Consider the following 26,758-nt stretch of genomic DNA (forward strand, 5'->3'; position numbering starts at 1 on the left):
AAGAGAGACCACACAGGATTTATGGATTTTCAGATCACTAAAATTGCCAGCACAACGTTCTTGTTTTTTGTTACGGCAGTTATGGAAATATTAGGCTGTTATTTTCCTTATTTGATTTTAAATCAGGGGAAATCACAGTGGTTATGGCTGCCAACAATTTTAGCCTTAGCGGCTTTTGTGTGGTTATTGACTCTACATCCTGCGGCATCGGGGCGAATTTATGCGGCTTATGGTGGTATTTATATTTGTACAGCCTTGATTTGGTTAAAGTATGTAGATCAAGTCAATTTAACACGTTGGGATATGTTCGGTGGAATGATAGTAGTTTTAGGCGCATTGATCATTATTTTACAACCGCAAGGTTTAATACGTTAGGTTATATTTGGGTTTACGCATTAAACCTTAGGCATTAAATCTTAAAGCTGAGGTTGTTTTAGTTTTAAATACAGTTCAGTCTGCTTTAAATTGGCACTCGCTATTTGCCAATTGCACATTAAACTGGGTTTTTTCTGCACTGAGTTTTAAGTTCAATACATAGGGATTTACCCGTTGGAACTGATGCTCAAAAATAGATTCACAATTATGAATTAAGTTTTGTTTAATCATATTTTTGACATTGTTATAACCCGTACTTTCTACAAACTGTTTGAAGTCGGGTGAAATAATCATGCCATGAATATTGATTTTTTTGTCTGTCGCCGTACTTTGTTCAATCACTGTATTTTGATCGACCTGATAAGGCATAGTACGAGAATCTTCATCACTAATGACATCTAAAATTTCATTTAATGCAGCAACATTTTGAATTTTATAATCTGCACTTAAAATCTTTTGTTGGACTAAATATTGATCTAATTCACTGGCTTTGGCATAGAGTGAAGCACTCGCGATCAGTGTAGTGGTGCACAGCGTAATTGTAGCAAGTGTTTTATAAATCATATTGTTCATCTAGGCTCTTTTAGAAATTTTAGAAAAATAGACCATAACTCAAGATTATAGCGAGCCAAATAAAAAAACAGCACCTTTTGGTGCTGTTTGTAACAAAACTCATCAAAGTTTTGCGAATATTTAAGACGGGTTTTAAAGCTTAGTCTTTTTTAAGATTTTCATTCAATAAAAACTCAACCAATGCTTTTTGAGCATGTAAGCGATTTTCTGCTTCATCCCACACTACAGCATTTTTGTGATCGAGCATATTTTCAGAAATTTCTTCACCACGGTGCGCAGGTAAGCAGTGCATAAATAAACAATCAGGATGTGCTAAATCCATCAGGCGTTCATTCACTTGATAGTCTGCAAACGCTTTTTCACGAATTTTTTGTTCTTCTTCCTGTCCCATGCTTGCCCAAACATCGGTCACAATCAGATCAGCATTCACTGCTGCATCCTCAGCAGAATCGACCAATTCTACGCAGTGTGCAAATTCAGACAGGAAGCGCTGTTCTGGCTCATAACCTTTCGGTGTCGCAATTTTTAAATTAAAGCCCCACATGTGTGCTGCTTCAATATATGAGTTACACATATTGTTGCCATCACCAATCCACGCCACAGTTTTACCTTCAATTGAACCACGGTGTTCAACATAGGTTTGCATGTCTGCAAGGAGTTGGCATGGGTGATGATCGTCAGTTAAGGCATTGATCACAGGAACTTTAGAATAAGAAGCAAAGCGTTCTACAATGTCGTGACCAAAGGTACGAATCATCACTATATCAAGCATGCTTGAAATGACACGTGCAGAATCTTCAATCGGTTCACCACGACCTAACTGTGTGTCACGTGATGATAGGAAAATTGCGCTGCCACCAAACTGACTCATACCTGCTTCAAACGATACACGAGTTCGGGTACTAGATTTTTCAAAAATCATTCCCAAGACTTTGCCCACAAAGGGTTGGAAAACTTCATTGTTATGCTGTTTACGCTTAAGCTCAATGGCGCGTTGCAAAATTTGATTCAGTTCTAAAGTCGATAAATCGCGTAATGTTAGAAAGTGACGTAGAGCCATTCGTTACTCCACAATAATTGCTGAATGAGAAAAACAACAATTAGTTGTTGGTTGGTTAAGTGAAAAAGGGAATCGGCTAATATACTATAGGATGAAGAAATTGCAAAAAAACTAGACTTTTTGATGGGCGTCTAGAAAGCGATCTACACAATAACTTACATAATTGATTGTTTCTTGTTCAGTTTCTTGTTTTGGAATGCCCATAATAATGCGCCATTCTAAATTTCTTAAAATTCCAAAATACAATTGTGCCGAATAAACAGGGTGTTCGCAGTGAATGAGTCCTTGTTGGCTGGCATGCTCTAGCACTTTGGCAATGCACAATTGCACGTGTAGAGGGCCACGTTCATGGATATGTAAAGCAATGTCGGGGTTGCGCTGACTTTGCTCTAAAACTAAACGCATAAAAGCTGCATTTTCAGGCGCTAGTATATGATGATAAAAATTCAGCAAGGTCTGAATTAAATAACCACGTAAATTGGAATCTATTTGTTCAAAAGGGATGTGAATATCCTGAAAAAACTTGTCACGGCGATAATCACAAATCGCTTTAAACAAGCCTTCTTTATTGCCAAAGTATTTATAAATAGAAGCTTTAGAACCGCCAGCATGTTGCACAATATCATCTAAAGATACGGCATCGTAGCCACGTTCTAAAAACAGATCAGTTGCACTGACGAGCAGCGCCACACATCGCTCATGTCCACGCTTTGTAGGAGGGACATCTTTACCGAAAGGGGTTAAATGAGCGATATCTTGCATATTGGATAATATTTCAGCAAATGATCAAAGGGAGAGATTGTTATTATAGCAAATTTATGCACAGCGTGCTGTGTTGAAGTGTACGGGCAGCGTGCTTGAATTCAGAAAAAATAGAAATACACTCAAAATAAGCAAAATTTTGCTTATTTAGTATGCAAAAAAGCTATGTTTATTAAATTTAAATAATAAGCAATATCACGAAAATTTATTGTGCAATAAAATTTCGAATTATTTGACTAAAGTTTTAGAGCATAGATTCTAAAAAGTCATGGCGCAGCTTTGCATTCCCGATATACTCAAACCTCGAAAAATATAGTAAGAAAAGCGGAAAGGAAGATGACAGAACAAACATCTGCGGGCTTAAGATTCAGACAAGCTTTAGAAGTGGAAAAGCCATTACAAATTATCGGCACGGTAAATGCTTATGCTGCAATGATGGCAAAGCAGGTTGGCTATAAAGCCATTTATTTATCTGGCGCAGGTGTCGCCAATTACTCTTACGGTTTACCTGACTTGGGCATGACCAGTTTAGACAACGTCTTGGAAGATGTGCGTCGTATTACTGAGCGTGTAGATACTCCATTATTGGTGGATATTGATACTGGTTGGGGTGGTGCATTTAATATTGCCCGCAGTATTAAACAAATGATTGCTGCAGGTGCTGCTGCAGTACACATTGAAGATCAGGTTGCACAAAAGCGTTGCGGACATCGTCCAAACAAAGAAATTGTAACCCAACAAGAAATGGTCGATCGAATTAAAGCTGCAGTTGATGCAAAAACTGATTCAAACTTTGTAGTCATGGCACGTACAGATGCCTTGCAAAAAGAAGGTTTGCAGGCGGTGATTGACCGTGCTTGTGCATGTGTGGAAGCAGGTGCAGATGCAATTTTTGCTGAAGCGATGACAGACATTACCATGTATAAAACAGTATGTGATGCAGTTGGTGTACCAGTACTTGCAAACATTACTGAATTTGGTGATACCCCATACTACACCACAGAAGAATTGGCAGAGCAGGGTATTCGTATGGTGTTGTATCCACTTTCACCAACACGTGCCATGCAAAAAGCTGCCTTAGAAGTAATGCAATCTATTCGTAAAGATGGCACCCAAGTCAATGTCTTAGACAAAATGCAGCAACGCAAAGAATTATACGAATTCCTTGATTATCACACTTTTGAAAACACATTAGACAAGCTGTTCAAACAGGAGAATTAAAAAAATGGCTGAAGGAAAAGTACTCACAGGCGCAGGATTGCGCGGACAAGTGGCGGGTAAAACTTCACTCTCAACTGTAGGTAAAAGTGGCGCAGGCTTAACTTACCGTGGTTATGATGTACAAGACTTGGCAGAAAACTGCCAGTTTGAAGAAGTTGCTTACCTGATTTTCTTTGGTGAATTGCCTACTTCAGAGCAATTGGCTGCCTATAAAGCAAAATTGAAATCTTTACGTGCATTGCCTCAAGCACTCAAAGAAGTGCTTGAGCGTATTCCTGCAGATTCACACCCAATGGATGTGATGCGTACAGGTGTTTCAATGCTAGGTAACTTAGAAACCGAACAGTCATTTGAACAGCAACAAGATGTAGCAGACCGCATCTTGGCGACTTTGCCAGCTATTATTTGCTACTGGTATCGTTATAGCCACGATGGCGTGCGTATTGAAGAAAATACGGATGATGATTCAATTGGCGCACAATTCCTGCATTTATTACGTGGTGAAAAACCAAATGAATTGCATGAACAAGTCATGAATGTGTCATTAATTTTGTATGCAGAGCATGAGTTCAACGCATCAACATTTACAGCACGTGTTTGCGCATCAACTTTGTCTGACATGCATTCATGTATTACAGGCGCGATTGGTTCATTACGTGGCCCATTACACGGTGGCGCGAATGAAGCAGCGATGGAAATGATTGAAAATTGGACATCGCCAGAAGAAGCTGAACGTGAAATGCTAGGCAAGTTGGAACGTAAAGAAAAGATCATGGGCTTTGGTCATGCGATTTATAAAGACAATGATCCACGTAACGGCATCATCAAAATCTGGTCTGAGCGTTTAGCGCAAGATGTAGGTGATACAGTACTTTATCCTGTATCGGTGCGTTGTGAAGAAGTGATGTGGCGTGAGAAGAAATTATTCTGTAATGCTGACTTCTTCCATGCGTCTGCGTATCACTTTATGGGTATTGCGACCAAACTATTTACACCAATCTTTGTGATGAGCCGTGTAACAGGTTGGGCAGCACACGTGATGGAACAGCGTGCAGATAACCGTATTATCCGCCCAAGTGCAGATTATACAGGCCCAGAATTGCGTAAAGTTGTACCAATTGCAGAGCGTTCGGCTGCTTAATTGGTTGTCTAAAAAGCTGTACCGTGCATGAACATCATGCGATGCAGCAGTTTAGGCTGAAGATAAGGTTTCATTGTTAAGCAATGGAACCTTATTTTTTTTGAGGTTTGGATGAGGGTAGTCAAAAATACAATGAGTAATTATTGAAGCGTTAGAGAATTAAAAAAGATCGGGCGTACGATAGCGCATTTTTAAATATTTGATCATAAAAGAAGGTTGTTGTATTTTGTTTCTTAAGGTTGTAAATGGTTGCATGATTGGCTAAAATTTATTCCATAATTAATATGAGGAAAAAGCAATGTCACATGTAGCAGTTAAAATCGACAGCGATATTGTTGAATCAGCAAAGATTTACGGGATGGCTGAAAGTAGAAGTGCAACTAAACAAATTGAGTACTGGGCTAAAATTGGAAAAATCGCACAAGACAATCCCGATTTAACTTTTCAAGATATAGCAGATTTGTTGCTTAGTATGGCGCATGTCAAAGCAGGGAATACAACACCATATAGCTTTGGTTGAGTTCAATGAATATACAACAAACTCCCTTATTTGAACGGACAGTGAAAAAACTAACCAAGCAGCAGAAAAAAGATGTTGATAATGCCGTAATAACCGTTTGGAATAATCCTGATATCGGAGAAGCTAAAGTGGGGGATTTAGCAGGAGTATTTGTTTATAAATTTAAAATGGACAAACAGCTTGTGCTACTGGCTTACTCTGTGAGTGATGACGAAATCATGACACTCTATCTTTTAAAATTGGGCAGTCATGAGAATTTTTATAGAGACTTAAAAAGATAGGTTTACTTCAGGGTGCAGTACAAGTGTTTGTATCTTGCATTAGATCAATCAGGTCTTGAGCGACTAACAGAGTGAGCTGTTCTAGTCGTTGTAATGGATTGCCATCTAAAAAATATTTGTACTGAAAAGTTTGCTGCTGATAATGAATGGCGATAAAAAATGTCCCTACAGGTTTTTCTGGTGTGGCACTGCCGCCTGGTTTCAGTAACCCTGTGCATGCCACAATAAAATCAGCATGTTGAAATAGTTTTTTGCCTTGAACTGCCATGGCTTGTGTGACTTCTGCGGATTCAGCGGTATAGGTGGCAATTAAGTCACTATTCACATGCAAAATCTCACGTTTAATGCTTGGGTCGTAACTGACTAATCCACCAAGTAAAATATTGGCACCGCTATTTTTATAAATAGAAAACTGACTACATAAGTAACCTGAGCTGGCACTTTCAATAAAAGCCACAGTCTGTTGGCGTTGTTCAAGTATGGCACAGCATTGTTTGAGCATGATAAATCTGCAAGTGAATAGAATAAGTTGCTCAAGTGTACTGAATTTTGTCGACTTGTGCGAAAAAACATCAAAAAGTGAAATGCTAAAATAAGAATGTTCACGATTTAACTGCCTATAAATACAGCAAAATTTACAATTATAGGTTTAATCGTGGCATGAACGGTGATACAAATAAAAGTAAAGCAAAAAGTAATAAAAAGGATGCTGTGATGAAAACAACGGTGAAATATATCGTTTTAAAAAGTTTGGACTATCAACTTGGTACATCATTATTTGAGGATGAAATTGATGCTGATGCACAATATTTTGACCAAATTCCAAGCATTATTGAATATCAAAACTTGCACTTTAAAGTCGTGAGTAAAGAACAAAAGCGTTTACAACTGATTGAGGAAAATGAGGAGCATCAAACCATCATTGTCAGAGTTCTGGTGATTTAAAGTCATTTCAATCTAAATTAAACAGAGCTTCCATATAATAGCAGACTGGTTGAGCATCAGTGGAGCGTATCGAAGTTGGTGCTTTTTGACCGCTAGATGAAAAAAATTGTACTTCACATCACAAGAAAAATTGAAGAATTGATTAAAAATGCCAACTATGTCACATATTTGTGTTGGTGTTTTTATCGATTAGCATTTTTCAAACAGGCTTGTAATGGCTTAAATAAGTTTATGTTTTTTAGGTTAATTTTTTATTTTAACTGACTTCTAAATGGGATAGAGAAAATTAATTAAAAACATCTTAAAAATATAATCAGGACAGATAGAAAAAATATAATTGAATTTTAACGTATTTTTTGAATATGTCTTACATTTTATTTTTTATTATATTGTTAAATAATAAAGTGTTTTTCTTAGATAAAATTAAAAAAACAGTGTATTTTCTTTATTAGAATTGAGCATTTTTGTTATTGCTGTGTATAGTCCTTGCATCTCACAATAGTGAGGAAGTTTAAAGGGGCTAAATATAATGAATCATAATGCAATTATCATGATGACGCTGATCATTTTAGCTGTGGGATTTTCTCTAGGCATTTATGTGTATTTTGAACAAAAGAGAAAGCAAAATGAAGAAATTCAGCTGATCATTACAGAAGCAAGACAGGGTCTAGTAGAGTTAGATCGGAAATAATAATCTAGGTGTAAATCGTATACTTCGATGCGGATCCAATGGGATAAGCTGTCATTAAAAAGTAAACATGTATTCTTTTCCGAATTGGTTTGATACTCTCTCCACCCATTGCTCTATTTTATCAGCTGTCATGACTTGAAAATCTCGCCAATAATATTTGATCTGCTTCCATACCATCTCGATTCGATTTAACTCAGGGCTATAAGCTGGAATAAAATACAAATTCGTCGAAAAGTTACTTTTAAGTAGCTCTCTGTAATCAGCCATCTTTTTACTTCTATGAATCGAGGCATTATCAACAATAAGAACCAATGGAAGGTTATAAGTCTGTTTTACTTGTTGAGCTATTCCAGTTAAATAGGCATAAAACCAAGTGCTTGTAACTGACTCTTGTAAACAACTTGTCACCAGTTTCCCCGTTGAAAGCAAACATCCCATGACATTAACTCGTTTTAATCTTATTGCATCAACCGCATGAACATCACCTATCTTTGTCCACGCATAGCGGTTATCAGGTGTAGATGAAAACCCTGTTTCATCAACATAACCTAATATAATTTCACCACGTGCCGCTTGCTCTCGTAATTTTTCAATCTGCTGTGTTGCTTGTTCAAATGCAATCGGATCTCTTTTTTTTCAAGCTATGACGGGTACGCTTGAAGACCATACCTGAATCACGTAAAAACTTACGAATGGTTTCAACAGACACGGACACTTCGTATTCTTCATGTAGTTTGACTCGGATTTGTTCTGCATTGAGTGGACTTGTATTGACCCAATCTAGGATTTTCGCCTGATAGTCTGAGATCAATGTATTGGGCCGACCTGAGCGATGACCTTCTTTAATCGATTCAAACTCATACAATTCCCAACGTCGGCGTTGTAGCCTTATGGTTTCTGGGATACGTTCTTGTAGAGTGGCAACTTCCGCAACACTTTTACCTTCAGAAAGCCAGAGAATAGTTTGGGCACGTTGTCTTTCACGCCAATGTTTTGCATGCTTGGCCAGAAAAATGAGTCGTTCTCGCTGTTCTAAACTAAGTGGTACAGAAACAATTCGAGGCATGTGTGAACATCTGTTAACTAAAAAAACTTTTTCGCATGATTAGTTATTTTTGTCAACTTAAGTTTTTTAGTGAATTTATAAAGCTAGTCACATAAGTAGGAGAGTCTAAAGTTCCTAGATACTCCCCCTCAATACATAAACGCAATGGGATGAAATTACTATTCTGATAATTTCCATCAAACTCTATAAAAACTTGATCGTTTCCAATTCTATTCATTTGCTATCTACCATTTTTATCAAGTCAGAAGGGACATCAGAAATCTTGATATTTCGTTCCTTTCCTGAAGACGTAATACCTTTTGTCGAACCATTCCAATGGAAATTGCCATTACCATCATCTTGAAACCTATGATAAATGACCTTCCCATCTTTATTTTCAATTGCCCATCTATTTTTGGATCACTATCAATTTTTACACTGTTTTCCCATAATTTTACATGATTGTCAGGAATTATTGCTTTAGTAGAGTTATAAGGCATATTTCCATCTTTCAAGTCATGATGTCCTGGATTTTCATAATATTGTGTTTCAACATTAATAACTTTATCTTTAGTTGATGGCTTGGTGCCTTCGACTATGTAATTACCAATAGTATTATTACTTTCGTCCTTATGTATGCCTAAAATCAGCAAAAAATCTATTTTTTAAATTCAGTAATATTAATAGGCTGATCTTTGACTAACTCAAGTACTCCTTCACCACCTTTAAAGTGAATAGATACACCATCATCATTGCTCAGTAAAATACCGCTACCAGATACAGCACGTTTTAAATGATAAACTGTGTCTGAATTATCTACCATTTCTGCAGTTTCAAAATTATCTGAAGATTTTAATTCAATGGTTAAATCTTGTGGGCCATTAAAATAAATAACTTGTGTTTCTGCAGGTGCATTACTTTGTACTTTTTCTTGGCTCACTTCATTATTTAAATTTGAGTTACATCCCATTAAACCGAATGCAAGTAATGTTGCCCCTAAAATATATTTCATTTTTGTACCTTTTCTAAAAAATTGAAGCAAACTTATACTAATGACTTTAACTTTTGATAAAAAGATGGAATTACACTTTTATACTAAATTTTACTGAAAGTAATGAAGCTAAAGTTGACTAAATAAATCAGGAATTGTCTTCTTTAAAAATTAATGCAAAAAAATATAGCAATATATGTTTCTTTAAATAAAACCTACATACACTCACATTCCTTGATCTTGAATTATTGTACGCTCATGTCATCTTAATTTTTGAATTTCAGCTATGAGTAAAAATAAAATGTACGATGCTCAGGTTTTACAGCAACAATATGAGCAATGGCATGATTTACATCGACAGATGCGAGAAGCGCAGCAAAAATGGCAAGCTGCAGAAAAGCTCTGGCAAGAATTACAGGCCTATTATCAAAGTGAACAATGGCTTGAGGACTATGAAAATGCGCCTGAACTTAGCTGCCGCGAAGGGGAATATTCTATATTATCGCAAGATACGCTATGGAATGCTTTAGAAGAGCGTCGCCAACATGCAATTGATTGGATGAAACTGAGTTTAAGTGTGATTGAGAATTAAACTTAATCCAAACTTACATCTAATTTATTTTGATCAATAAAACTATCATCACAGTTTTATTCAGTAAATTTACTGCATATTTAATCAGTTATGTTATTTTGAGTTGGTTTGAAGAAATTAAAAACGAGTATCAACATGAAAAAGTTATATAGTGTTTTGGCTGTTTTAAGTGTGGCAACTTTAGCTGCGTGTAGTAATCAGCCTATCAATGAACAAACTCAGGTGCCACAGACCATGCAAAATTGTGTCCCAGAATCTGCTGCGCAGTTAGTTGGTAAAACAGGTTTGACTGAAACACAAATTAAAGCGCTTACCCGAGCTGAAATTGTGAGAATGGTTACACCAGGTCAGCCTGTAACAATGGATTATCGTATGAATCGCGTCACTGTGGTGGTCGATCCGAAAACTAAAATTATTCTACAAGCTTCTTGCGGCTAAACAATTTTAAGAAATTTTCTCAATATTACCCTGAAAATTTGATCTGATTTTCAGGGTTTTTCGTTTTAATCAGCCAATCACTCAAAATTAAAGTACTACAGTGTTAATATATCGGTTGTCTTAAAATTTTAGATCAGGTTAGAAATGCACTTATTTATGTGTTTGAAAAATCAAGGAAATATACATTGATGCAAGCCTTGAATATATCGACACGTTTAGGTGGATTCTACTTTTTCTACTATGCAATTGTTGGGACGTTTTTGCCTTTTTGGAGCCTGTACTTAGAAGATCAAGGCTTTAATTATCAGGAAATTGGTGTTTTATCTTCCATTGCCATTTTAACGCGCTTTTTCGCGCCTTTTATTTGGGGATGGATTGCCGATAAATCAGGCAAACGGATGCTTTTGGTACGCATCGCAACTTGGATGGAAGCCAGCATTTGGTTGCTGATTTTTATTGTTCCAAATAGCTTTCAGTCTGTTGCATTACTCATGCTGATTTTTAGCTTTTTCCAAAATGCAATTTTGGCACAATTTGAAGGCGTGACTTTGTTTTGGTTGGGCGAGAAACGTGCAGAACTCTATGGCAAAGTGCGAAAATGGGGTTCTATAGGCTTTATTGTCGGGGTTTTTGGCATAGGTGCTATTTTAGAAATTATACCAATCTCCATGTTACCGATGTTGCTACTCAGTATTTCTTTACTGGCATTTCTATGGTCGTTCAGTATTCAAGAACCAAGCACCGCACCCATTGCACAAAAACAACTTGAACCCTTATTGCCCATTTTAAAGCGCCCAGTGGTCTATTCATTTTTTATTATTGAATTGATTTTGCTGTTTTCGCATGCACCATTTTATAGTTTTTATAGTAATTTTTTAAGTCAGGCAGGATTTAGCACAAGTCAGATCGGTTTATTGTGGTCTGTCGGGGTGGTTGCTGAAATCATTATGTTTGCCTATGCGAGTTTGTTTTTAAAGCGTTGGTCTTGGCGTTCACTGGTTGCCGTATGTTTAATTTTAACAGGCTTACGTTGGGTGATAGTTGGTTTATTTCCATCCATATTTTTTGCACATTTTTTTGCACAAAGCATCCATGCCTTTAGTTTTGGATTATTTCATATCATTGCCATGCGGGTGATTTTTCAAAACTTTTCTGCAGGGCAACAAGGTCGTGGGCAAGCACTTTACAGTACCATGTGGGGTTTAGGTGTTGCACTGGGGAGTATTTTGGCAGGGCATTATTGGGATATTGTTTCAGGCGAATGGATTTTTATTTTTGCAGGATTATCTACACTCGTTGGTCTGTGTTTTATTTGGGGATTGCCAAAGCAATTAGAATCGCAGTCAATGTCGAGTGATACCAAAGCCTAGATTGGTGATTTTGCAGTGACACCGTTCTTTTATCAAAAATAGAAGCAAGCAAAGTTGGATGGGTATAGTTTGCTTGCTTCTTACTAATTGATTGCTACATTAAATACGGATTTTAGCGTATTGATGCCACCACGGTTGAGCCGTTTCAAGTTGTGCAGCCAGTTGTAAAAGCACATCTTCACGTGCAAAAGGCGCAATAAACTGCGAACCCAATGGTAAGTTATCTTTATTCCAATACAATGGCACAGACATTGCAGGCAGCCCAGTAATATTGGCAAGTTGAGTAAATGGCACCCATTTTAGGTTTTCTTTGACAATGCGATCGACCAATTTACCTTGCGCTAACCAATGTGCTTTACCTGCATGTAATAGTGTTTTTAAAATTGGTTTTTGCCATGCAGGAGTTTTAACTTCGCCATTTTTTGGTGCAACTGAGGCAGTTGCAGGGATGAGGTATAAATCATAACGCTCAAAGAATTGATTCATTTGCGCGACATATACCCCCCAATTATTCAAATTACGAATGTAATCTACTGACGTGGTTTTTGCGCCAAAGGCAGCCAAAGCCAAAGAGTCGAGCTCAAAATTATCGGAATGATTTGGCAGGCGAGTTTGAATTTCAGCAATTAAATAAGCAAATTGGCTAAACCATGTGGTAATAAAATCTTTGGCCAATTGCATACCATCAATAGCCGGACGGTCTTCAACAACTTCATGCCCTAAAGATTCTAAAAGCTGTACGGTTTTTTGAATGGCATTGATCGCATCTTGTGAAACAGCTGTACCAATCGGAGATTGGGTCGAATATGCGATTCTTAATTTTTTTGGCGCTTGCTGAATTGCATCTAAATAACTGCGTTCAGGAGCTTCAATTTTGAAAAGTGAATGACCATCTGCGCCATGCGTTGCATCGAGCATTGCCGCACTGTCACGTACACTTTTACTTAAAATATGTTGCATCGCTGCACCATGCATGGCTTCACTGAGTTGTGGCCCCCACGGGGTGCGTCCACGACTTGGTTTTAAACCAAACAAACCACAGTAAGACGCAGGAATACGAATTGAACCACCGCCATCACTTGCCCCTGCAATCGGCACAATACCTGCCGCAACTGCAGACGCAGAACCACCAGAAGAACCACCACTATTGTGTTTCAAATTCCATGGATTTTTACATGCACCCCAAGCATCTGGCTCGGTTATCCCTTTAATCCCAAATTCAGGCGTGTTGGTACGTCCAAAGGTAACGATTCCGCTATTTTCCCAACGATTTACAATTTCTGCATTTTGTTCTGCAAGATGATGCGCACGTTTTAAACCCTGACAACCAAATGAAGTCGGATAGCCTGCATATTGTTGAAATAAGTCTTTGACTAAAAAGGGCACACCTGCAAATGGGCCTGTTAATTTTGTTTGTGTGCGCTGCCGTGCATGTTCATGCATAGGAATAATAATGGCATTTAATTGTGGATTGGTTTGTTCAGCACGTTGTAACGCAATATCTAATAATTCTGAGGCCTGAACATCCTTTTTGGCAACCAGCTCTGCCAAGCCTAAAGCATCATATTGGAGGTATTCTGCAAGTTTCATTTCAATCCTGAAAATCTGTATTGTCAAATTCATGTTGTATGCTATTTTTGTTTAAGAAGCAAGAATGACCCGATTACGACCTTGCATTTTTGCCTGATATAGCGCCTGATCTGCCTGAATAATTAAATCTTGTAAAGGGAGATTGGTGGGTAAGTGTGTATGTGACACGCCCATGCTTACTGTAAAATGAATGGGTTCAAGGTTTTCTAAATTTAACGCTTGATGTTCAATACACATACGAATACGTTCTGCAATGCGTTGAGTTTTATTTAAGTTATTATTGTTCAGCAAAATAATGAACTCTTCACCACCAATGCGACAAAATAAATCGTGATCACGTAAATTGCTTTTAACGATGTTAGAGAGATGTTGCAAAGCACGGTCACCGACATAATGCCCATATTGATCATTCATTTTTTTAAAATCGTCGATATCTAACATAATTAAAGACAATGAATGATTGTTTTTATGCTTTAAAGCTTTTTCACTTAACTGAGTAAAACTACGGCGGTTCAGTGTTTCGGTTAAACTGTCATGATTTGCCAAATACAATACTTCTCTATACAACTGATTTCGGTTTTGGCTAATCACACATAAAATTAACGTGGCAAGACCTAAAATAATTAAACCCACACGAATAGAAATAATGGTGGTTAAATAACTCGAATTCACTTGATCTATAAACAAGCCTGTGACGCTGTGATACAGAGTTAAACAGACCAAGCTATTAATCAGTGCCAAATTAAAAAGTTGATAGCTGGCAGCTGCCCAAATTAATGCAGCCAATGGATACAACAATGCACCTGGTCCATAAAAAATATGGGTGCAGGCGATAGAGATCAGTAATGCAAAAAAGGGCAAGATATCCTGAATTTGAGTTTCTTTAGCATATTGATTATTTATAAGTTTTTTGAATTTAGACCAGCCTGGGGCAGCCAAAATTAAAGGTAAGACAATTACCGCATTTAAAATTTCACCAGACCACCAAGTAAAAAAATCAATCCAACGATTTTCTTTTAACATAAAGGTGTGCGGCAAATTTGGCAGCAGAAGAATGGCAAATAAAGCCCCAAAGAAACAGCCTAAAGTTACAGCAATAATATGTGGATATAGCTCTGACACATTATTATTGCTCGCTGGAAGTTTAGCGCGGGCAAAATTAAAGAAAAACAACCCACTAAAAACAGCTACAAAGTTGGAAAGCGTTAAACCTAGCGTCATCAGGAAAGTATTGTCTGTGACCAAATCGGCGCCCATATAGCCAAAAAAAGCACCCAAAATTCCACCAAAACTGTTTAAAGATGGAAAGCGAATGAGTAGCCCCAACAAGAGGGCGTTGCTTGGCCAAAAAAAAGAAAAGTAGCTAAGTGGGCGAGTAAAAATACCCAATAAACAAGAAAAAAATACCACAACGGCTAGCAGTCCAAAGGCAAATATTTGCTTTTGAGTCGAAGATATAGTTTGCGGTATGCTAAAGTTTTGCAAGTACTAAACTCACTTTTGCAATGGGTTGATAATTAAGAAAAAAACTTGAATGAGTGTGACGTTCACAACAGAAAGGCGATCATATCAAATAACCATTACCTACAAAGTCGATTAAATGTAAACTAAGTCACATTTTCGTTAAATAAAATTGTTGTGTTATGTTTATGCTTGCAGATTTGGATTAAAAATATGCTAAGTTGTCTAAACGGTTTATATCTTTAAATAAATGTATGAAAAAAATATATCTAACCACAGTTTTAAGCTTATGTTCTGTCTGCGCGATTGCGAATGAAAATACAACAATAGATTCAGCCAAGTTAACGCCAGTAGCAGCAGAAACGACCAATAAATTTCGTGTGGTGACCCGTCCAGAAATTGTGGGGCTGTGGGGCATGCAAATCCCAAATAATCGTAAATGTATTGAATATTACAACTTTAAAAGTAATAGCGATGTGGTGATTAAAAGCGGTCAAGAATGGTCTGCAGGTGTATATGATTATCAACCTTCACAAGACCCTGCAAATTCGTTACCGGCTTTAATTTTGCAAGTTAAATATGACAATAATGAAGTGGATTGTTCTGGTTATCAGGAAGACCAAACAGGCGATATTTCACAATATTTTGTAAAATGGAAAAATGCGCACACCATTAATTTCTGTAGTAATGAAAAAGCAGAACAATGTTTTGCGACGTTGTACCGCGTCCTGCCTTAAACTTTTCATTATTTGGTCTATTAGAGATCTTTTATAAACTCGTACCCCTCATCCTGTAGCGCGTGTATTGATCATCTAGAGCGCTAAAGCACAAAAGTAGTGAATTTCAATCTTTCATTAGACGAATTATTGATGATCATTTTTCGAATCCAGAATCAATTAACAAGAGCGACACATTTTAGTGAGTTGAAAAGTTAGGTGAATTCTTAGAATCATTAGACTTTTTCAACCGGCAATGACCTTATTACATAAATTTGGAGCAAGCTGTGATTTAAAGGTTTGAGGAAATTTAAATATAATTAAAACATAGTGTTAGATATTTGTTTCAACAAAGCTCTTACAAATAAGACTTTATTTTCTCTTATTCATATACGAGTGTACGAGTGCATTTTAATTTAATGAAAATTTTATCGTCTTGCTGAAAATAAAAACGGCTACTGAGCCATGCAAGCATTTTGCGACACATGGCTCAGCAATAAATCCATAATTATGCCTCGTCAATTTCTAAAGGATTTAGACTTTGGACAGAATTTGCTTTAAATGGTGCAGCAATTTGCTTTAAATCTGAACCCGATGGGGCTTGATACACTTTTAAGCCAAACTCCGGAATAATTGCCAGCAAATGATCAAAAATATCGGATTGAATACTTTCATATTCTTTCCATGCAGTGGTTTTGGTAAAGGCATAAATTTCTAGTGGTAAACCTTCACTGCTTGGCTGTAGTTGACGAATAATCAATGACTGAGATTGATTAATACCTGGATGTTGTTTCAGATAAAACTCAACATAGGCGCGGAAAGTCCCTAAATTGGTTAAACGGCGTTGGTTGTATTGTGATTGATTTGCTAACTGCTGATTAAACTGCTCAATTTCTTCATTTTTGCTATGTAAATATTGATCCAATAACAAAAACTCTTTAAGTTTGCTTTGTTCATGTTCAGTCATAAAGTGCACAGAACTTTGATCAATTAAAATGGCACGTTTAATACGTCGGGCACCAGCTTCCTGCATGCCACGCCAGTTTTTAAAGGTATCGGTAATGAGTTTATTGGTTGGAATAGTGGTCAGGGTTTTATCCCAGTTTTGCACGGTGACTGTATGTAATGACATATCAATGACATCACCATCGGCATTTAAAGAAGGCATTTCAATCCAGTCACCAATCCGTACCATATCGTAGGAAGAAATTTGTACCGAAGCCACTAGAGATAAAATGGTATTTTGGAAAACCAACATCAAAACAGCAGCCATCGCACCAAAACCTGCGAGTAAGGTAAACACATCTTTTTTCAGGAAAGTGCCTAAAATCATGAGGGCACAGACCACATAAATAATGAGTTTAACTAACTGCAAATAGCCCTTAATTGGCTTGTTGCGTGACTTAGGGTTGCGTTGATAGAACAGGTTAAAAATATTTAAAAATTCAGAAATTGCCAATGCAATGGTCAGGAATATAAAGGCTTGCGCACCCATTTGCACAAAGCTTTCTACTTTATCTGACAAATGCGGTACGGTGGTGATGCCGTTCATAATCACGACAGCTGGGACAATGTTGGCAATACGTCGGATGACACTATGCTGTGAAATAATTTCACTATTGGCAAAGGTCATTTTAGAAATCAGTTTGCGAATCCCGCGCACTACAATTTGCTTGGCAATAAAGTTGGCTAAAATTGCCAGTAGAATCACAATACTGAGTGAGGTCAGCATTTCTAACCAAGGGTATTGGTTATACCATTCCTGAATATTTTGAATAAAATTAAATTCTTGCAAAAGGTCCTCGCTTTAAGGTTGCTGATTTTCGTCTGCACGGCACTTAGAATTTTGGCCTGCAATTCACCTTAATTCTTCATTGATGTATGAAATTGTTAGATAGTGTATCGACTAAAGTTTAAATTTGAAGTCTGAGTAACTTTTTGCTACATTTCAATTATTTGTTTTTACTGAAAGTTTTCAATCAAGTTGCAGTCATAATAAAAAAGCCAGTACAGATACTGGCTTTGAATAGATACCTAGCATAAATATTTGCATAAATACTTGCGTGATCTACCACATTAAATCATCTGGAATCACATAGGCTGCGTATGGATCTTCTTCATCTGTCGTGGCTTCATTTTTCTCGGCATTATTGACAATAATAAAGCCTTCCATTTTGCTATTAATACGTTCAGCTAAAGCTTTAGGCAGGAACGCATAACTGTCATTTTCTTTGGCAATCACCAAACTACCTGCCACGAGTGCATTGTAAATTTGTTGATTGATATACACTTTTTTAATCTTGCCATCTAAAAACTGATAAGCCACTTCACCATCGGTATCACGAATTTTATGCTGCTGAATCATTTGCATAATTGCTGCTTTCAGTTCTTTTTCCTGTAAAGCGGCTTTCTTTTCTTGCTCAATAGCTTGGTCTTTGGCGAGTTTTTCTTGCTGTGCCTGTGCAATTTTGGCTTTCACTTCAGCATCTTTACTTTCACCTGTGCGCTGTTCGTGTAAGGTTTGTTTAGACAGTTTTTTTGCCTTTTTATTATCGACTAAACCCGCTTTGAGCAATTGTGCCTGTAGTGCATTTTTAACCATGATAATTTCCGAAACTTAATGTTGAAGATGTCGATAGCGAAAATAAATAATCCAATACACCAAACTCAAACTTAGGCTGAGTCCTGCAGGTACCAGAAAAGAATTCAGTTTAAATGTAGGATAAATGGCTGCAGCGAGTAATCCACCCACAAAGAAACCAATTAAAATCAGTAGGTGTAAAACAATACGTCTTTTTTCAACTTGTAAGCCCCGCACTCGATAACCGAGGGCTAAGCCTAAATCGGTCAATACCCCAGATAAATGTGTGGTGCGGATGATGGTGCCTTTATAGTAGCTGATCATGGCATTTTGTATGCCCATGGCAACTGACGCCCAAAGCAGGGCATAACGTGGGAAATAAGGCAATAATACCCAGCAGATTAAAATAAAAAAAGCCACCAAACTCATGGGAAAACCATAGCGACGCCCTAAGCGAAAATTGCTATTTCCTAAAATGACGCCGCTATAAAATGAGCCAATCACATAGCACAAAATCACCAGAAACAAGAAAATCATGGCTTCTGGTTTCCAGTCGATTAGCGCCATCGCTAAGATACTGACGTTACCAGTCATGTGCGAAACGGACTGGTGCAATACGGTCACCAATCCGAGTACGTTAATAATTCCAGCATTGACAGCTAGAAAAAAAGCACCAAATTGCACCCAAAGGGGTAAAGTTTGAAAAGGCATAATGGATGATTGCGTAAGTTTCCTAACGCATTGTATCTTAACTCAAACCACGGTCAACCGCAGTAGTAAATAGCACATCGGTAGATGAGTTAAGTGCAGTTTCAGTAGAATCTTGCAATACGCTAATGACCATACCAATTGCAACAACTTGCATGGCAATATCTGAAGAAATACCAAATAAGCCACACGCTACAGGAATCAGTAGTAACGAGCCGCCAGCAACGCCTGAAGCACCACATGCAGACACCGCTGCAACCACAGATAAAATCAGCATGGTGCTAAAATCGACAGAAATTCCTAAGGTATTTACTGCAGCTAAGGTTAAAACGGTAATGGTGACCGATGCACCTGCCATGTTAATTGCTGCACCTAACGGAATTGCAACACTCGCGGTTGATTCCTGTACGCCTAAACGCTTGGCTAAGTCTAAATTGACAGGGATATTGGCTGCAGAACTACGGGTAAAGAAAGCAGTAATGCCACTTTCGCGTAAGCATTGAAAAACTAAAGGATAAGGATTGCTGCGGGTCACAAATGCCACCATGATTGGGTTGATGACCAACGCGACAAAGAACATCGTACCTAACAAGACTGCCAATAATTGAGCATAACTGGCTAAGGTGCTCAAGCCTGCATCGGCAAATGTCACGGCAACCAAGCCAAAAATACCGAAAGGCGCAAAGTTAATCACCAAGCGAATAACGCGATTGACTGCATTGGCTGCATCATTCAACAATGCTTTGGTGGACTCTGTAGCATGGCGGAAGGCAATCCCTAAAGCCACAGCCCAAGCCAAAATACCAATAAAGTTGGCTTCGGCAATGGCAACTACAGGGTTAGCAACAAAACTAAGTAAAAGATTTTTCAAAATTTCAGCAAGACTGCCCGGCGGGGTTAATTCTGACTGTGTTGCAACATCTAAAAATAATGTACTTGGGAAAAGCGTACTTGCAATAACTGCACTGAGCGCAGCCAAGAACATACCAATCGCATACATCAGCATAATCGGTTTGATATAGGCATTGCTGCTTCCAATTTTAAAATTGGCAATCGATGCCATGACCAAAATAAAGACTAAAATTGGCGCAACAGACTTCAGGGCTTTAATAAATATATCACCCAAAAGGCTTAAATAGGGCGCAGATTCTGGAAATAAAATTGCAACAGCCACACCGAGTACAATTGCAATCATAATTCGGGAGACTAAACTCAAACGCAAAAAAGCTGAAAACATACGAAAACAAGGTTAAAGAAAAGCGGCTATTTTATACTGAAATATCCATGTGCTTAAAAATAATTTTTATATAAAAATTAAGTCTATATTTTTAAAAGTGATATTTATTAAACTACTTAAATTTCAGCAAGATAAACGTACTCTTTGATCAAAAAGCATGTGTGTTGAGCATCCAGTTTTAAAGATAAAATTAAAGATCAATTTCTTGATCTTTAAGTCAGTTCAGGCGCAAGCTCTTGCATGGCTAAATAATGTGAAAAAAAAACTTTTCCATTTAAATGCTGCAAAAGTTTTGAGTGTTGTAATTTGTCCATTACCGGGCCTTTAATTTCAGAAAAATGCAGACAAATATTCAATTTTTTTAGTTCAAGATTTAAATCTTCCAGCATTTCGAGTGCGCTTAAATCAATACTGCTAATACTCGAACAATTCACCACAACATGCTTTAACTGAGGGTTTTGACTGACTTGATTAATAAAAAAGCCTTTTAAAGTATTGGCATTTAAAAAGGTTAGATTTTCGTCAATTCGCATGGAAAGTACGTGTGGCGCGGTACGCACTTGATGCCGCTGAATATTACGAAAATGTTGTGTGCCTTCAAGTAAACCAATTACCGCAATATGTGGTCGGCTAATACGCCACAACATTAGAATAAAGGTAGATACAATTCCAATAATTAAACCTGTCGAAATATCAATCAATATGACGCCAAAGAACGTCACCCACATGGCTAGACCATCGGCTTTGGAATAACGCCAAGTTTCTTTAAAAGACTGAAACTCGACTAGTTTCCAAATTGAAACAATAATGGTTGCAGCCAAAACAGCCAGAGGTAAATCTTGGAAAAATCCCGTGAAGTATAAACTGACAATAACAATCATGATGGAGGTAAATACTCCTGCCATTGGTGTTTTTGCACCTGCATCGGCATTGACCACGGTACGCGACAAACTGCCTGTGACGGGAAAAGAGGAGCTAACACCTGCGCCAAAATTGGCTAAACCGAGTGCAATCAGTTCCTGATTGCTATTTAAGTGACTACGTTGTTGTAAGGCGGTGGCTTGCGCAATAGACAGAGATTCCACAAAACTGATCATGGCAATCATGGCTGCGCCAGGAAGGAGTTGTAGAACAAGTTGTGCATTCCATTCAGGGAATTGAATAGGCGGAAATCCTGAAGGAATTTCTCCGACTGTTTTAATGCCGATTTGTTGCAAATGCAATGAATAAACCAAAGCAATTGAAACGATCACCAATACCAATGGCAAGGCTTTTAAGATAAAGCCGCTACCTCGAACACGCTCACGAATGGCATTACTGTTGATGATTTTAGGGGCATAAATTAGAAATAAAATGGCAGCAACACCCAAGAGCACGCTATAAAAATGGGTTTGTCCCATATATTTCCAAAAGCTGTATAAGAACTCAGGTAAGTTATTGGCTTTAAGGGGGATGTCTAACACAAATTTAAGCTGTCCAATCGCAATCATTAATGCAGAGGCAATAATGAAGCTTTTAATAACAGGATGGCTAATGAGTTGAATTAAAAAACCGAAGCGAAAAATCCCTAAAAGTAGCGAAATAATGCCGACCATCACAGCAAGTAAACAGGCTGCTTGAATATAAGCTGCCGAGCCGACTTCAAATAAAGGATTGAGCGTCGCAAAGGTCATCATAGAAATAATGGCGACTGGGCCAATGGACAAGGTTGGGCTGCCACCAACCAAGGCGTACATGATCATGGGGATCACGCTCGCGTATAAACCCATGACAGGAGGCAAACCTGCAAGCATGGCATAGGCCATTCCTTGAGGTACCAACATGGCAATGACAATAAACGCAGACAGCAGATCAGATTTCAATGTTTCTGCATTGTATTTTCGCAGCCATTGCCAAGCAGGTAGTACACGAGCCAAACGTGAATTGAAATCTGACATACTGAAATCTAAATCATAAATTTAGATATATTATGAACAAAAAATGCTAAGAAGTCTTTGAAATAGCAGGAGAGTATTCAAGTTTTATGGTGATGCCTGATAATACAGGCATTATCATTTAGACCTGCGGGCAATAAAGTGCATAGAGGGTATTAAGTACCTGCACCATTTTTTCATCTTTAATTGAATAAAAAATTTGCTTGCCATCACGGCGGGTATTCACCACATCACTTTTACGCAGCATCATTAATTGTTGCGATAAAGTAGGCTGATGAATTTGAGTTATTTCTTCAATTTGCGATACGTTTAATTCTTGTTGAGATAAATGACAAAGAATTAAAAGACGGTCACTATTCGCCAAAGATTTTAAAATTCCAACAACGGTATCCGCAGATTCACGCATTGATGTGATTTCAAGACCATCGTTCATTGTTTTATTCTCTTAATTTACAGCTAACCCAATATATATTAGGCGGGAGTGGAAGATAAATTATATAACATAAATCATTATTTATATATGAGAACAAGTATCATTTAAGAAAAGATATCAGCCAATCATAAATAATGGGCTGATATTCTAATCAAAAAATTGATAAAAAAGTGGCTGAGTTACAATAAAACCTATTTTTTCACTTGTTCAAAACTTTTTAATTCTTTCTCACTAAATTCACTCGATGCAGCTAACAATTCGTGAATTTCTGGGTTATACCAAGCAAAGTATTCCGACATTTTGGCACTAAAAGTATCATCTAGGCTTATCTGCGTAGCATTGTGTTGCAACAAGGCTTGCTGATCTAAACTGCTGATAAAACTTTTTAAGGTGGCACTATCAAAATAATATGCAGACTTAAATTGTGCAGAATCTGCAGCGCGTTGTAATACGGTTTTGGTCATTTTTTCCAAAACTTTCAGATTTAAAGGGATGTGTGCGCTATAACGCTGCAAAAGCCCTTGAATCAATACGAAATTATTTAAACTTGGTTTTGCCAGTTCAGCTAAGGCATAGAGTTCATGCTGTGTAGCTGGGTTCGGCTGTAATTGCAGATTTGCTTCTGTAACCCAATTTTGCTGAATAAAGTACGCCACAATTTTTTCGATTTCTTGAGAAAGTTCTTGCGCCGTCCATGCCAAGAAAAACTCTTGCTTCAAATATGGATAAATCGCCTGCAGTTTTTGCATTAAATCTGCGCATGATAATGCTAAATTTTGTTCATTAAACTGCTGCACAATTAATGCTACACACGCAGGCAAAATAAAGCAGTGCAAAATATTATTGCTAAAATAGCTCAATAAGATTTTTTGGCTTTCTGCGACTCGAATCTGTTCTACACCATCTTGGTTATAACGCTCAACTTGTTTAAGTTTTAGCGCATATTCAATAATTTCTTGTGGATTTAAACCCGTAATAATCATACGTGGGTCGTAGCACAATTGTTTGAGCAAACGTCGATATTGTTCAATTCGGGCGAGCAGCTCATCTTGTTTCAATGCATGCTGATCGGCATTTAATAAAATCAGAGAGATGAGGGCGATTGGGTTAATCACCACCGCTTTATTGATATTTTCCAAGATTGCATGCGCAGTATGATCTACCGTGTGAATCACAGAGGTCGGTAGTTCATCATTTATGTTCAGTTTTACATCGCGTGCTTGGTTGGCAGTTAAAACATCATCTAAAAATACAGGTTCGCCAAAGTTGACATAGACCTGACCAAAGACTTTTTCAATTTTACGGGCAGAGTTTAAAATACCCCATAAAGATTCGGCTTCTTTCGGTTTGCCGTTTAATTCATTTAAATAAGATGTGCCTTCAATCAGTTTTTCATAACCAAAATACGTTGGAATAAATGCAATTGGTTTGGTTGCTCCGCGTAAATGGCTTTGAATGGTCATCGACAACATGCCTTTTTTCGGCGGTAACAATAAACCTGTACGTGAGCGTCCACCTTCAATGAAGTATTCGAGTGGCGTGTTGCGTGACAATAAACTGTGTAAATATTCTTTAAATACCGAGGTGTATAATTCATTGCCGCTGAAAGTACGGCGAATAAAATACGCACCTGCACCACGCATTAATTGACCCACAATTGGTAAATTTAAATTAATACCTGCTGCAATATGCGGCACCATCAAGCCACGATTAAAAATCACATAAGACAGCAACAAATAGTCGATGTGGCTACGATGACAAGGGGTATAGACGATTTCATAGTCTTTGGCGAGTTCGCGTACCGTGTCAAAGTGATGCACTTCAATGCCATCATAGAGCTGTGTCCAAAGCTTGGTCAGTGCCAGTTCAGCAAAACGCAAAGTCGAATAAGAAAAGTCCGATACAATTTCAGTTAAATAGCTTTTAGCACGGTTTTCTGCTTCAAACATACTGACTTTTTGTTCGATACTTTCTTTACGAATAGCTTGTTGTACTGCTTCACTTTTCATCAACGCATGAATCAAATTACGGCGGTCAGATAAGTCTGGGCCTAAAATCGCTTCTTTGTGTTGATTAAAATTGTGTTCCAGATGTTGCTCAATAAAGTGCGCAGGCGATAAGTGTGGTTGTTGTTGTGTGGCTTGTTCAATAAGCTGACGTAAGGAAATTGCTTTATGAAACTCGATGTAGTTATCACGTGAATAGAGCGAAATATTAATGGTTTGTTTAAGCTTGTTTGGCGTAGACCATGCATCGGCAAATAATGCTTTAAACCAAGAGTCTTCGTATTCGGGTGAACGTCCCCAAAGTACAGTTACGGGAACTAACAACACATCATGTTCAGGATGTTGCTCTAAGGTTTCAATGAGTCGAATCAATTTAGCAGAGTAGTGATAAGCACTGTGCTGTGGGTTTTTCTCACGCAAGACCAAAATGGAATCGTCTTCCTGATGCTCGGCAATGTTTAAAGGCGCATACACAGAAGGTAAACCACGAGATTGCGTCTGCTGATCAATCAATACGGTATTGCTGAGAGAGGCATCTTGCAGCACATAACAAAATTGTGTTTTTTCAGAGCTTTGTGCAACACGATGTTCTAATTCTGCAGTCGTGCCTAATACTTGTGGCGTCACAATCTTATCTAAGATTTTTTTAGTGAAATTACGATAAAGCTGACTGTAACGTTTATTAGACATTGCATTCCCTACATTTTGTTATGTGTTGCTATTGTCAAAAAATAAATAGCGAATTTCAAACCCAAGTGCCGAGAAAATCGACAATTAAACTGAGGTCGTCATCTCTTTATTCTAATTCGCATTTTGTTGAAAGCTAATCATATTTTTGTATAAAACAATTTTCGTGAAACATCGGCAAAAATTTTATAAAAAGGTATGATAATTTAAATTTTGTTTATATAGATATAACTTAGGGAATAATCATGACCACAGATGCAGCTTTTTCAACACCAGCAAATTTAGGGATTGCCGTATATAGCAATAATGCAGAAGCGATTGGTAACACGCCATTGGTACGCATTAACCGTTTAATTTCTGGCGATGCAACGGTTTTAGCCAAAGTGGAAAGCCGTAACCCTGCATTTTCTGTGAAATGCCGTATTGGTGCTGCTTTAATTGCCGATGCTGAAAGACGTGGCGTGTTAAAAGCAGGTATGCATATTGTAGAACCGACCAGCGGTAATACAGGAATCGCTTTGGCATTTGTAGCTGCAGCAAAAGGTTATGAGATTACACTAACGATGCCTGCAAGCATGAGTATTGAGCGCCGTAAGGTGTTGAAAGCGTTGGGTGCAAATTTGGTGCTGACTGAGCCTGCAAAAGGTATGAAAGGCGCGGTGGATGAAGCAGAGCGTTTGGCAACCGAACATCCTGAAACTTATTATTTGCCGCAGCAGTTTAATAACCCTGCCAATCCGCAAATTCATGAAGAAACCACAGGCCCAGAAATTTGGGCAGCAACAGGCGGCAAGGTCGATATTCTTGTTGCAGGTGTAGGTACAGGCGGTACGATTTCTGGTATTTCGCGTTATTTCAAAAAGGTAAAAGGTCAGGCATTGCATACTGTTGCAGTCGAGCCTGCTGAATCTCCAATTATCGCTCAGGCCAAGCGTGGTGAAGCCATTACGCCTGCACCACATAAAATTCAGGGGATTGGCGCTAACTTTATTCCAAAAAACCTAGATTTAGATTTGGTGGATGAAGTGATTGCGATTGAAAGTGCTGAAGCAATTGACTGGGCGCGTAAAACAGCAACCCAAGAAGGTATTTTAGTCGGTATTTCAAGTGGTGCAGCAATGGCTGCTGCTGCAAAATTGGCGGCACGTCCTGAAAATGCAGGTAAAAATATTGTGGTGATTTTACCTGACAGTGGTGAGCGTTATTTATCTTCAGTATTATTTGAAGATATTAGTGCAGAATGATGTGTCTTTAGACAGTCAAAAGAATTTGAAAAATCCCAAAGTTTGAACTTTGGGATTTTTTATTTAGAGAATAAATTTATGAGGTGAGTTAATACGTTCTGAAAAGCAAATTTCTTTCTACTTAGACGCTAATATTTAGCGGGATCAGCAATGAAT

At 37.8% G+C, this 26,758-nt stretch carries 28 protein-coding genes and 1 pseudogene; 12 read left to right on the forward strand and 17 right to left on the reverse strand.

Features of this window, described 5'->3' with window-relative positions; genetic code table 11:
- Positions 1 to 21: 21 nt before the first annotated feature.
- Positions 22 to 375: a YnfA family protein gene (locus tag FTV41_RS08735; RefSeq protein ID WP_004973443.1), complete on the forward strand. Its 354-nt coding sequence runs from the start codon at positions 22 to 24 to the stop codon at positions 373 to 375.
- 75 nt (positions 376 to 450) lie between these two features.
- Here the strand turns inward: FTV41_RS08735 and FTV41_RS08740 are convergent, their stop codons facing one another.
- From FTV41_RS08740 to FTV41_RS08750, 3 genes are all read right to left on the reverse strand, one after another.
- Entirely contained in the window at positions 451 to 948 is a 498-nt protein-coding gene (locus tag FTV41_RS08740) for a hypothetical protein (RefSeq protein WP_257218268.1), read from the reverse strand.
- Between the two features lie 139 nt (positions 949 to 1,087).
- Entirely contained in the window at positions 1,088 to 2,008 is a 921-nt protein-coding gene (argF, locus tag FTV41_RS08745) for an ornithine carbamoyltransferase (RefSeq protein ID WP_179989471.1), read from the reverse strand.
- Between the two features lie 111 nt (positions 2,009 to 2,119).
- Positions 2,120 to 2,770: a TetR/AcrR family transcriptional regulator gene (locus FTV41_RS08750; protein WP_179996412.1), complete on the reverse strand. Its 651-nt coding sequence runs from the start codon at positions 2,768 to 2,770 to the stop codon at positions 2,120 to 2,122.
- A gap of 336 nt (positions 2,771 to 3,106) precedes the next feature.
- Here FTV41_RS08750 and prpB point away from each other — a divergent pair, with 336 nt between their 5' ends.
- From prpB to FTV41_RS08770, 4 genes are all read left to right on the forward strand, one after another.
- Positions 3,107 to 3,991, forward strand: a complete 885-nt coding sequence (prpB, locus tag FTV41_RS08755) for a methylisocitrate lyase (RefSeq protein ID WP_004973459.1) — start codon at positions 3,107 to 3,109, stop codon at positions 3,989 to 3,991.
- Between the two features lie 4 nt (positions 3,992 to 3,995).
- Positions 3,996 to 5,132 (forward strand): 2-methylcitrate synthase, encoded by a 1,137-nt coding sequence (gene prpC, locus FTV41_RS08760; RefSeq protein ID WP_004973461.1) that lies wholly within the window; start codon positions 3,996 to 3,998, stop codon positions 5,130 to 5,132.
- A 298-nt stretch (positions 5,133 to 5,430) separates the two neighbouring features.
- The gene (locus FTV41_RS08765) at positions 5,431 to 5,652 is read left to right on the forward strand and encodes a hypothetical protein (RefSeq protein ID WP_004973462.1); all 222 of its coding nucleotides are present in this window, start codon (positions 5,431 to 5,433) and stop codon (positions 5,650 to 5,652) included.
- 5 nt (positions 5,653 to 5,657) lie between these two features.
- The gene (locus FTV41_RS08770) at positions 5,658 to 5,933 is read left to right on the forward strand and encodes a type II toxin-antitoxin system RelE/ParE family toxin (RefSeq protein ID WP_004973465.1); all 276 of its coding nucleotides are present in this window, start codon (positions 5,658 to 5,660) and stop codon (positions 5,931 to 5,933) included.
- A 7-nt stretch (positions 5,934 to 5,940) separates the two neighbouring features.
- On the opposite strand, the gene FTV41_RS08775 is transcribed toward FTV41_RS08770, so the two are convergent.
- Entirely contained in the window at positions 5,941 to 6,435 is a 495-nt protein-coding gene (locus FTV41_RS08775) for a CinA family protein (protein WP_096901591.1), read from the reverse strand.
- A gap of 212 nt (positions 6,436 to 6,647) precedes the next feature.
- On the opposite strand from FTV41_RS08775, the gene FTV41_RS08780 reads away from it, so the two are divergent.
- Complete coding sequence (locus tag FTV41_RS08780) at positions 6,648 to 6,878, forward strand: hypothetical protein (protein ID WP_167846030.1); 231 nt, start codon at positions 6,648 to 6,650, stop codon at positions 6,876 to 6,878.
- Between the two features lie 529 nt (positions 6,879 to 7,407).
- Positions 7,408 to 7,569 (forward strand): hypothetical protein, encoded by a 162-nt coding sequence (locus tag FTV41_RS08785; RefSeq protein WP_004973471.1) that lies wholly within the window; start codon positions 7,408 to 7,410, stop codon positions 7,567 to 7,569.
- 54 nt (positions 7,570 to 7,623) lie between these two features.
- On the opposite strand, the gene FTV41_RS08790 is transcribed toward FTV41_RS08785, so the two are convergent.
- The 4 genes from FTV41_RS08790 to FTV41_RS08805 form a co-directional block, all read right to left on the reverse strand.
- Positions 7,624 to 8,190 (reverse strand): IS630 family transposase, encoded by a 567-nt coding sequence (locus FTV41_RS08790; protein ID WP_179996422.1) that lies wholly within the window; start codon positions 8,188 to 8,190, stop codon positions 7,624 to 7,626.
- Positions 8,180 to 8,635: a helix-turn-helix domain-containing protein gene (locus FTV41_RS08795; protein ID WP_004973749.1), complete on the reverse strand. Its 456-nt coding sequence runs from the start codon at positions 8,633 to 8,635 to the stop codon at positions 8,180 to 8,182. The genes FTV41_RS08790 and FTV41_RS08795 overlap by 11 nt, the downstream gene beginning before the upstream one ends.
- Positions 8,636 to 8,871: 236 nt before the next feature.
- Entirely contained in the window at positions 8,872 to 9,267 is a 396-nt protein-coding gene (locus FTV41_RS08800) for a hypothetical protein (RefSeq protein WP_179990588.1), read from the reverse strand.
- 5 nt (positions 9,268 to 9,272) lie between these two features.
- Entirely contained in the window at positions 9,273 to 9,626 is a 354-nt protein-coding gene (locus FTV41_RS08805) for a hypothetical protein (protein ID WP_004973479.1), read from the reverse strand.
- A gap of 265 nt (positions 9,627 to 9,891) precedes the next feature.
- On the opposite strand from FTV41_RS08805, the gene FTV41_RS08810 reads away from it, so the two are divergent.
- The 3 genes and pseudogenes from FTV41_RS08810 (at position 9,892) to FTV41_RS08820 (ending at position 12,005) form a co-directional block, all read left to right on the forward strand.
- Positions 9,892 to 10,197 carry a DUF4298 domain-containing protein gene (locus tag FTV41_RS08810; protein ID WP_154320729.1) on the forward strand — a complete coding sequence of 102 codons (306 nt, stop codon included), beginning with the start codon at positions 9,892 to 9,894 and terminating at the stop codon, positions 10,195 to 10,197.
- A 237-nt stretch (positions 10,198 to 10,434) separates the two neighbouring features.
- A pseudogene (locus tag FTV41_RS08815) lies at positions 10,435 to 10,635 on the forward strand (I78 family peptidase inhibitor); the annotation flags it as partial.
- A gap of 188 nt (positions 10,636 to 10,823) precedes the next feature.
- On the forward strand, positions 10,824 to 12,005 hold the full coding sequence (locus FTV41_RS08820; protein WP_096901597.1) for an MFS transporter: 1,182 nt from the start codon (positions 10,824 to 10,826) through the stop codon (positions 12,003 to 12,005).
- Between the two features lie 99 nt (positions 12,006 to 12,104).
- Here the strand turns inward: FTV41_RS08820 and FTV41_RS08825 are convergent, their stop codons facing one another.
- Together FTV41_RS08825 and FTV41_RS08830 are read right to left on the reverse strand one after the other, a co-directional pair.
- Positions 12,105 to 13,595: an amidase gene (locus tag FTV41_RS08825; protein WP_131261947.1), complete on the reverse strand. Its 1,491-nt coding sequence runs from the start codon at positions 13,593 to 13,595 to the stop codon at positions 12,105 to 12,107.
- Between the two features lie 51 nt (positions 13,596 to 13,646).
- The gene (locus tag FTV41_RS08830) at positions 13,647 to 14,924 is read right to left on the reverse strand and encodes a GGDEF domain-containing protein (protein ID WP_242756599.1); all 1,278 of its coding nucleotides are present in this window, start codon (positions 14,922 to 14,924) and stop codon (positions 13,647 to 13,649) included.
- A gap of 386 nt (positions 14,925 to 15,310) precedes the next feature.
- Here FTV41_RS08830 and FTV41_RS08835 point away from each other — a divergent pair, with 386 nt between their 5' ends.
- Entirely contained in the window at positions 15,311 to 15,793 is a 483-nt protein-coding gene (locus tag FTV41_RS08835; protein WP_004973490.1) for a hypothetical protein, read from the forward strand.
- Between the two features lie 487 nt (positions 15,794 to 16,280).
- Here the strand turns inward: FTV41_RS08835 and FTV41_RS08840 are convergent, their stop codons facing one another.
- The 7 genes from FTV41_RS08840 to plsB form a co-directional block, all read right to left on the reverse strand.
- Positions 16,281 to 17,567 carry a mechanosensitive ion channel family protein gene (locus tag FTV41_RS08840; protein ID WP_179996414.1) on the reverse strand — a complete coding sequence of 429 codons (1,287 nt, stop codon included), beginning with the start codon at positions 17,565 to 17,567 and terminating at the stop codon, positions 16,281 to 16,283.
- A gap of 273 nt (positions 17,568 to 17,840) precedes the next feature.
- A complete protein-coding gene (locus FTV41_RS08845; protein ID WP_004973493.1) occupies positions 17,841 to 18,374 on the reverse strand; it encodes a DUF2058 domain-containing protein in 534 nt (177 codons plus the stop codon).
- Positions 18,375 to 18,389: 15 nt separating this feature from the next.
- Positions 18,390 to 19,064: a YoaK family protein gene (locus FTV41_RS08850; RefSeq protein WP_004973496.1), complete on the reverse strand. Its 675-nt coding sequence runs from the start codon at positions 19,062 to 19,064 to the stop codon at positions 18,390 to 18,392.
- A 37-nt stretch (positions 19,065 to 19,101) separates the two neighbouring features.
- Positions 19,102 to 20,298, reverse strand: coding sequence for a serine/threonine transporter SstT (gene sstT / locus FTV41_RS08855; RefSeq protein ID WP_179996415.1), 1,197 nt, complete (start codon positions 20,296 to 20,298; stop codon positions 19,102 to 19,104).
- Between the two features lie 212 nt (positions 20,299 to 20,510).
- Complete coding sequence (locus FTV41_RS08860; protein ID WP_004973499.1) at positions 20,511 to 22,235, reverse strand: SulP family inorganic anion transporter; 1,725 nt, start codon at positions 22,233 to 22,235, stop codon at positions 20,511 to 20,513.
- A gap of 118 nt (positions 22,236 to 22,353) precedes the next feature.
- Positions 22,354 to 22,665 (reverse strand): metalloregulator ArsR/SmtB family transcription factor, encoded by a 312-nt coding sequence (locus tag FTV41_RS08865; RefSeq protein ID WP_004973501.1) that lies wholly within the window; start codon positions 22,663 to 22,665, stop codon positions 22,354 to 22,356.
- A gap of 191 nt (positions 22,666 to 22,856) precedes the next feature.
- Positions 22,857 to 25,361, reverse strand: a complete 2,505-nt coding sequence (gene plsB, locus FTV41_RS08870) for a glycerol-3-phosphate 1-O-acyltransferase PlsB (RefSeq protein WP_178319045.1) — start codon at positions 25,359 to 25,361, stop codon at positions 22,857 to 22,859.
- 242 nt (positions 25,362 to 25,603) lie between these two features.
- Between plsB and cysK the strand changes: the two genes are divergently transcribed.
- On the forward strand, positions 25,604 to 26,602 hold the full coding sequence (cysK, locus tag FTV41_RS08875; protein ID WP_096901605.1) for a cysteine synthase A: 999 nt from the start codon (positions 25,604 to 25,606) through the stop codon (positions 26,600 to 26,602).
- The last annotated feature ends 156 nt before the right edge of the window (positions 26,603 to 26,758 follow it).

The sequence above is a fragment of the Acinetobacter sp. YH16051 genome, from assembly GCF_013417135.1.
Classification (GTDB): Bacteria; Pseudomonadota; Gammaproteobacteria; order Pseudomonadales; family Moraxellaceae; genus Acinetobacter; species Acinetobacter towneri.